The organism is Gemmatimonas sp., from assembly GCF_021298855.1.
GTDB lineage: Bacteria > Gemmatimonadota > Gemmatimonadetes > Gemmatimonadales > Gemmatimonadaceae > Gemmatimonas.
Window position 1 is genome coordinate 57716 of record NZ_JAJTHI010000001.1, and the last position, 7501, is coordinate 65216.

At 69.6% G+C, this 7501-nt stretch carries 9 protein-coding genes; all 9 read left to right on the top strand.

Annotated features, from left to right (window positions below):
* The first annotated feature begins 150 nt into the window (after positions 1 to 150).
* Positions 151 to 759, top strand: a complete 609-nt coding sequence (locus LW840_RS00245; RefSeq protein ID WP_291276214.1) for a cysteine peptidase family C39 domain-containing protein — start codon at positions 151 to 153, stop codon at positions 757 to 759.
* A gap of 66 nt (positions 760 to 825) precedes the next feature.
* Positions 826 to 1137 (top strand): hypothetical protein, encoded by a 312-nt coding sequence (locus tag LW840_RS00250; protein ID WP_291268240.1) that lies wholly within the window; start codon positions 826 to 828, stop codon positions 1135 to 1137.
* Between the two features lie 5 nt (positions 1138 to 1142).
* Complete coding sequence (locus tag LW840_RS00255; RefSeq protein ID WP_291260901.1) at positions 1143 to 1553, top strand: hypothetical protein; 411 nt, start codon at positions 1143 to 1145, stop codon at positions 1551 to 1553.
* A gap of 13 nt (positions 1554 to 1566) precedes the next feature.
* Entirely contained in the window at positions 1567 to 2067 is a 501-nt protein-coding gene (locus tag LW840_RS00260) for a hypothetical protein (RefSeq protein WP_291273326.1), read from the top strand.
* The gene (locus tag LW840_RS00265; RefSeq protein WP_291268242.1) at positions 2064 to 2705 is read left to right on the top strand and encodes a hypothetical protein; all 642 of its coding nucleotides are present in this window, start codon (positions 2064 to 2066) and stop codon (positions 2703 to 2705) included. The genes LW840_RS00260 and LW840_RS00265 overlap by 4 nt, the downstream gene beginning before the upstream one ends.
* 41 nt (positions 2706 to 2746) lie before the next feature.
* Entirely contained in the window at positions 2747 to 3463 is a 717-nt protein-coding gene (locus tag LW840_RS00270; RefSeq protein WP_291268243.1) for an ATP-binding cassette domain-containing protein, read from the top strand.
* Positions 3460 to 4143 (top strand): hypothetical protein, encoded by a 684-nt coding sequence (locus LW840_RS00275; protein ID WP_291260905.1) that lies wholly within the window; start codon positions 3460 to 3462, stop codon positions 4141 to 4143. Before LW840_RS00270 ends, LW840_RS00275 begins: the two co-directional genes overlap by 4 nt.
* Positions 4140 to 5342 carry an ABC transporter permease gene (locus LW840_RS00280; protein WP_291268244.1) on the top strand — a complete coding sequence of 401 codons (1203 nt, stop codon included), beginning with the start codon at positions 4140 to 4142 and terminating at the stop codon, positions 5340 to 5342. The genes LW840_RS00275 and LW840_RS00280 overlap by 4 nt, the downstream gene beginning before the upstream one ends.
* A gap of 6 nt (positions 5343 to 5348) precedes the next feature.
* Positions 5349 to 6578 (top strand): ABC transporter permease, encoded by a 1230-nt coding sequence (locus LW840_RS00285; RefSeq protein WP_291268245.1) that lies wholly within the window; start codon positions 5349 to 5351, stop codon positions 6576 to 6578.
* Positions 6579 to 7501: the final 923 nt, after the last annotated feature.

The window sequence follows — 7501 nt, forward strand, 5'->3', positions numbered from 1 at the left end:
ATCATTCGGCCGACGGGGCGCTCTTCGCGCCGCATGAGATGACAGCCCGCTCACGGCCACCCGCATGTTGTGCCCCACGCGACCCGCCTGGTGCGGCGCGTCGGTCGGCCCGCCCGGGTCGATGGCTTCTCTCGCCACGGGGCGTCTCGCATGCACACGCTTCAGGTCGGTGACGCAGGCACTCGGCGCCTGCTCCAGGCGGCTGCACTGCTGCTCCTGTTCACGGCGCTCGCGGCACCGCTCGTGGCGGCGCCCGCAACGGCCGCGGCACCCGCCGTGGCACCGGACGCCGTCGATCCGCTCCGCACGACGCGTCTCGTCCGCCGCCTCCACCTGCGCCTCGGCGGCGCTGCCGTGACGGCGCTGCCCCCCCACGAACTGCAGCACGCACACAACGACTGCGCGGTGACCATCGTGACTCGGCTGCACCGCCAGGCCACGCACCCCGTGCCCCCCCTCCCCGCACCACACACCCTCGCTCGCCAACTCGAGCTCGGCCCGCGCGGGGTGGCGCTCGAGCCACTCGCCCGCACCCTCCGCCAACTCGGCTGGACCGCCCGCGTGCAACGGGCGCGCACCCCGCTCCACCCCCCGGCCATCGCCCTCGTGCACCCGGGACACTTCGTACTGCTCCTGCAGCAGTCGCCGGCAACGGTGGAGTACTTCGATCCGCTCATTGGCCTGGTCCAGGAACCACAGCCGCACTTCGCAGCACGCTGGACCGGCAACGGCGTGCAGTTGTCCGCAGGGGACAACTGACACTCGGCGCGCCGGCGCCTCCCGCGCGACGGCCGCCATCATCATCACCCACGCAACGGAGAATCCATGTTGCTTCGACATACCACTTCCGTCCTGGCGCTCGCCGTCGCCGTCGCCCTCGGCGCAGCACCGCCCGCCAACAGCGCGGCACGCGTCCCCACCACCGTGCCGAACACGCCCGCCACCACCGAAATCGGCGGCGGCGGACCCGGCCTCACCTGCCTCGGCTGCGTCGGGGCCGGTGTCGTCGGCCTGGCCACCGCCGGCTTCGGCGGCCTGTACGTCACCCTCATGGTCGGCGGCGCCAAAGCCGTCGCCTTGGGCGGAAGCGTCGTCACCTGCGCCGCCGCCTGCGTCGCCTACTTCAACGAGGAATGATCACCATGCGACAGACACTCATGCACCTCGCCTGGGGGCTCGCCACCGCTGCCCTCGCCATCGCCACCCCGCTGCGTGCCATCGGCTCGCCGGACACGCCGCCAATGACGGCCGCCGCCGCCACGGCCATGACCGCCACGGCCATGACCGCCACGGCCACCCCCGCGGCCGCCCTCCCCGCCAATGCCGGCGCCGCCGTGAACACGCCGCCTGTCGCCTCACCCACCACCGGTGAGTACGGAGGCGGATGGAGTCAGGTGTACTGCGCCGCCTGCGTCGGACTCGGTGCCTACGCCCTGTTCGCCGGCGGGTTCACCATGCTGCCGGTCATCCTCGCGAATCCGGCCGCGTACGGCACCTTCTCCGGCACCTGCGTGCTCGCCTGCCGGTCGGTGCTCGACGACCTCATGAAATGACACGAGGGCTGAGGTGATCTCCCGACCCACCTCCGTCGCCGTGCTGGGAGCCGCTGCCCTCACACTGGGTACGCTCCTGGCTCGGCCAGCCCGCGGCGATGACGGCGCGCCGGCGCGCCGGCAATCCGAGGCGATCCTCGCCGCACGCGTGGCCACCGCCATCACCGCGCTGCCCCAGCCCATGGGCGCCGCCACACCAACCACTCGACTCGTCGTCGCCGCCGACTGCCCCGCCTCACACGCGGTGGTGCGCGTGCTCCTCCGCCGCGTGACCCACCATGCCACCGTGCCGCCACTCGTGATCCTCACCGATCGCTCATGGCAAACGCTCGACTCCCTCCGCTCCGCAACCGCCAGCACGCTCCAGCAGGTCGCGCAGCTCCCCCAACGCGTCGGCGTGACCCCCGCTGCCGTCACGACCTATCCGCCCGGCAGCGCGCCCGGAGCAACCACCTCGCTCGGGGTGCATCAGGTGCTCGCGCACCTCGCCCCGCTCCCACCCGCCCGACCATGACCCCACCAGTCAGCCACCGCCGTTCGCGAACCACACGACCCGCCAACCGGCGGCGCGACACGGCGGCATCGAGCACGTCCGCACCGCGGCTGCTCCCCGCCTATCTCATCGCCGTCAGCATCACGGTCAGCATCGCCTTCATGATGCTCATGGCCATGCAACGCTCCGCACCGTTCGATTTCACCGGTCAGGTGGAAATGCTGCTCCCCCTCGCCAAGCTCAGCGTCTTCGCAGCGCCACTCGTCGTCGCCGCACGAGCAGCCGGCGCCGCAATCACCGTGTGGCTGGTGGCCGGCGCCCTCAATGAACCGCTGCCGCTTCGTAGCATCGCCGCCACCGTCGTGCTGTGGATTCCCCTCCTGGAGCTGTCGGCGCTGGTTGATGGCGTCGCCATTCTGCTCGATCCGCAGAGCGGATGGAACCAGGCCCACATCCCCCTCGGCCTCGATGCCCTGCTGCCGCAGCTCGAAGGCCGCACGCTCGTCGCGGCTCGCCTCGTCAACCTGCCATGGCTCGCCTTTACCGTCGTGCTCTGGCAACAGCTGCGCACACGCCACGACCGCAGCGACACCGTCGCCGTGCCCGCCGCCCTCGCCGCGTCACTGCTGCTGGTGTTGCTGCCCCTGCTGCAGCGCTGAACGCCCCCTATCCCCTCCCCGCTCTCCACACCACAGCCACCATGCTGGTTGTCGACCGCGCCGTCGCCGAATACCCGCGCTTCACCCTCGGTCCCGTCACCCTCACCCTGCAGCCCGGTGATCGGGTCGCCCTGCTGGGCCGCAATGGCACCGGCAAGAGCACCCTCTTGGCACTCATGGCCGGGCTGCGGCAGCCCGAACGCGGGACCGTGTCCGCCGTTCCCAGCGGGGATGATCATCAACTCACCCTGCGCCGTGATGTCGCGTATGTGGGCGCTGCCCTGCAGGCGCTTCCCTGGCACTCCGTCCAGGAACACTTCCGCTTCATGGCGCAGATGTACGCGGCCTGGAACACCGACCGCGCCCTGGCCCTGGCACATGAACTCGCGCTCGATGTGGGAGCCACCACCGGCACGCTGTCGCGTGGCAACATCGTGAAGCTCAACCTCGCAACCGCGTGGGGGCGACAGGCCGACATCCTGCTGCTCGATGAGCCAACCGCTGGCCTCGATCCCATCGCGCGCACCGACCTGCTGCGCGAGCTGCGCCGAAGCATCCACGCGTGTCCCAACGCCATCGTCGTCTACGCCACCCATCTGCTCGACGAGCTGCCCGAGATCCACCCCACTCGGCTGCTCGTCCTGCGCGACGGGATGGTGCACAGCCACGAGCGTGAAGCGATGGCGCCGTTGCATGTGACGGACCTCACGGCACTGCTTACCGAAGCGCCACGGCGCAGTACCCCGGAGGTGGCATGACGCGTCCCGCCTGGCAGTCGCTCATGGCCATCCACTTCCGACGCGCCCGCGCCAGTCTGCTGGCGGTCACACTGGCCATGGGGCCGCTCTGCGTGCTGTTCGCGCACAAGTCGGGATATCGCGCCGAAGACATCGTCGCCAACCTCATCATGCTGTGCGCGTTCCTGCCATTCGGCGTGGGCAGCGCCGTGGCCAAGTCCAAGGCCGACGGTTCGCTCGCCTTTCTGGCCAGCCTGCCGGTCAGCGCCGCTGAACATGTGCGGGCCTGGCTGGTGCTCACGGCGCTGCTGGCCACCCCAATGGTTGTGGCGGTAACGGCCGCCACGTTGGTCTTGCCCGTGGGACTCCCCGCTGTCGCGGCACCGGCCATCGCGGTAACCACGCTCGCCTTCATCGTGAGCGTCACGCTGGCCATGCTGGCGGTGCAGCTCAGCCAGCCCCCCGCCGGCGCCGGTGCCTACCTGATTGCCACCATGAGCACGGTGCTGCTGGTGCTCTTCGCCGTGGGCAAGGTGGCCGAGTGGTCGCCTACGCTGTTCTCGGCGGTGGTGCGGAGCCCGTTCTTCGTTCCGGGACTCTCGGTCATCCTCTGGGGGGTGGTGGGCGTCGTTTTCTGGCGCTCCTGCCGTCGCATTGGACACTACATGACCAGCTACGTGGGTGATCCACCCCAGGCATGACGCACACACGCACGGAGACACCGCTGGGCACGTGGCGCATCTGCTGGCAGCTGGGGGTGTCCGCGCTGGCCACATCCACCACCGGCACCGCCACGAGCCTTGCCCTGGTGGTCGCCAGTGTGGCGTGCGTGGTGGGCGCCGATCGGGCATTCCAGTCGCTTGGCCAGCTGGTGCAGCAGCTCGCTGATGGTGGCAATTCCCCCACGGCCCAGCTCGAGGTGTCGGCCTGTCCGAAATGCCAGGCCGCGCTCTCGTCGTGGGCCACGCTGCACCCCCTGCTCGAGCGATCTGCCGTGACTACGGTGGTCGTGCGTGGCGTCGGCGGCATTTCCATTCCGCACCGCACCGTCCCCGTGCGCTGTGTTCCTCCAGGTCAGACACCCGCGGCGGTCAGCTGGTGGAGCAGCGGGGCGCGCCTGGCGTGGCACGAGCAGCCACCCCTCGGCAGGAGCCACGGGGTGGTACTCGCCGGTGTCGAGCTGGCGCCAGGCCGTCGCGGCGCCGAGCGCGCGATCACGATTGAAACGACTGCGGGTGCCTGGGCTGTGGTCGGAACGCTGCCCGCACGGCCGCTTCTGTCGCAGCACCGCGAGGAGAACGGTGCGCTGCTCGTGCCGTGGCGGGCGCCCTTCGATCGCCTGTGCCAAGGTGGCACGCCGCAGTGGCGTGTCGTGGCGCGCGATACCCTGGCGCTCACGCGCGCGCTGACCGAAGTGGACGCCGAGTTGCGCCGTGCGCTGCAGTGGCGCCCCACCGACGTGCCACCATGGCGCGTTCGCCGCCTCGATCGCTTCGGCACGCTGGTGCGTGGACTCGTTGATCGATTTTCGCGATGGCTCATGGTGGTACCACTGCTGGTCATGGGACTGGCGGGAGCCGGCATCTTCAGTGTGCAGGCGCTCGAAAGTGCTGCCCGCATGGACGAGTTCGGCGTCCGCCGAGCCGTGGGCGCCAGTCGCACCACGCTGATGGGCCAGCTTGCCATGGAAGCGATGATTGTGAGTGTCGTGGGGGTGGCGTTGGCGACGGCGGGCCTGTGGTTGGCCGGCCTGCTCGAGGCGGGCGCGGTCGCGCTGTGGCGGGCGGCTGCACACGGCGCGGGCATCGCGATGCTCATGACCACGCTCGGGATGTTTCTGCCCGGGGTGAGCGCGCTGCGCGCGGCGTCCATTGCGGCGCTGGAAGGCGGGCACCACTGAATGCGCATGGGGCGCGCGACTGAGCCGCTGCTGCAGCTGTGGCAGGCCACCGATCTCCTGCGCGCCACCCGTCGTCAACCCTGGCTCGTGGCCGTGGCCCTGCTCTCGCTGGCGGCCACCACGGCCATCAGCGCGCTGGTGCATGCAGGCGTGACGGGGGTGTCGGCTGCCTTGCGTCGCGATTTGGCGCAGGACGGTGGTGATGTCCTGCAGCTGCAGCCCGCAACCGCGGCCGTCCCCTGCCCGCTCTCCGCGCACCGCTGTACCGAGCGCGGCGCCGCAACGGTGCGGCGTGGCGTGGGCACACTGCACACCCTGGCCGCCACGCTTCCGGCGTCGTCGCACGCGTTGGTCCGCGAGGGGTCGGCGCTGCTGCACCGGCCGCCCCGCCGCCAGCGCGTCGGCCTGCTGGGAACCGGCCGGGCACTCTTCGGGCTGCAATCCAGTCGCGTGGTGAGTGGTCGGGTGTGGTCGGCACACGAGGAGCGCAGCGCCCGTCGCATCGGGGTCATCGGGCGCACACTGGTCGACTCCCTGTTCGGCGGCCAGGTCCCCGCCCGCGTGCGTCTGGGCTCCGTCACCATCGCCATCATCGGTGTCGTGCAGTCGGGACCCGTGGCACCGATCGATCTCGACCACGTCTTCATCGTGCCACCGCCGGTGTTCCGCGATCTGACGAACCCCGCGACAGGCGCCTACAGTCTGCTGGCACGGGGCCACGACCACGGCGAGGCGGTTTCGGCACGCGTCGGGCTGCTGCGCCTCCGCCGCCAGTCGCCTCGCCGCTTCACCAGCGTGACCGCGTCCACGGCACAGGAGCGGCTGGGCGACGTCGCGAAGCTCGAGGACGCGCTGCGCTCCGGCGCGCGTGCGCTGTCGTTCGTCCTCGCCTTGGCGTCGGTGGTGGCCGTGGCCGCGCTCAGCGCCTCCATCGCGCGCGCGCATCGCCGCGAAGTGGGCATACTGCGCGCGCTGGGGGCGACGCGCCTGCTCGTGGTAATGCAGGGCGCCCTCATCGGCGGGGCGCTCGGGAGCGTCGGTGCCGGAGCAGGGTGGTTGCTGGCCGCGCCGGTCATGCAGCTGCTCCCCTGGTGGTTCGACTTTGCGGTACTCTCGCCGGCTACCGTCGTGACCTCACTGCTCCGGGGAGCCGTGCCGGCCCTGTCGGTGGCGATGGTCGTCAGCACCCTGCTCTTCGCGCGGCTTGCCCGGCAGCCCCCGGCCGCATTGCTGTAGACAGCTCTGGCTGGGACGACATGCAACGTGACGCATCAGGTCGCCATCGCCCCGGTCCCTCGTGGCGACAATTATGTTGATGCGGCGGGAGCGCACCGCGCTGGAGTCCCCAATCAGGTCGTGAACGTCGGAGGTGGTTGTGGGGGTTGGCTGGCCGAGGACACCGGAAGAGCTGTATGGCGGAAGTGCGTTCATCTTCCTGGTCGCAGCGATCTGGTTGGCGTATCGAGGACTCGAAGGGATACTCTACCGGAGAATGGGGCCGTGGCCCCTGCTTGGACTGTTCATCCCCATTCTGGGAAGGCGCGCGATCCTTGCGGGGATCATCGCGCTCGCGTTCAGCGGAGCGTGCGCGTGGTTCTCCTATCTTTCCGCGTCCGGTTGCGCCTTTCGGCTGATGTCGATCACCTGTTCCGGTTGATGTCGATCACCCGGTAGGCCGCGGACGGGGAACGCCGGTTGGCGCACACAGTCACCCTGGCAACGCGGGCGACCAAGCTCCGTGTATCCCGGGTGGAACGTATGGGAATGGTCCGCACGGTGGGATTGCTTCGCCCGACGACTGGGCCTACGTGTACGAAGGGATTCCACAGATCATCATTAGTCCAAGTCGGATTGCACGCATCAACCCGCCTCCGAGCGGTAGCTGGAACGACTCGACCATGGTTAACGGGACGTGGGTACCAACCCCGGACTCGACGCAGTTCAATGCGAATTACACAGAATTCCCAAGAGGTGGATCATGCGTAAGGCCATAATCGCTTTGACTCTCGCGGCTATCTTGGGACGCATTCAGGAAGGCGAGACGGACCCGTTCAGGGTGGCGACTTTGCGTACTTCCACATCGAACGCTGGATGCAAGTGGATGAGTAACGGTGACAGGGAGATGTTGATGTCGTTCGCGAGGTCGCTCGCGAGCGATT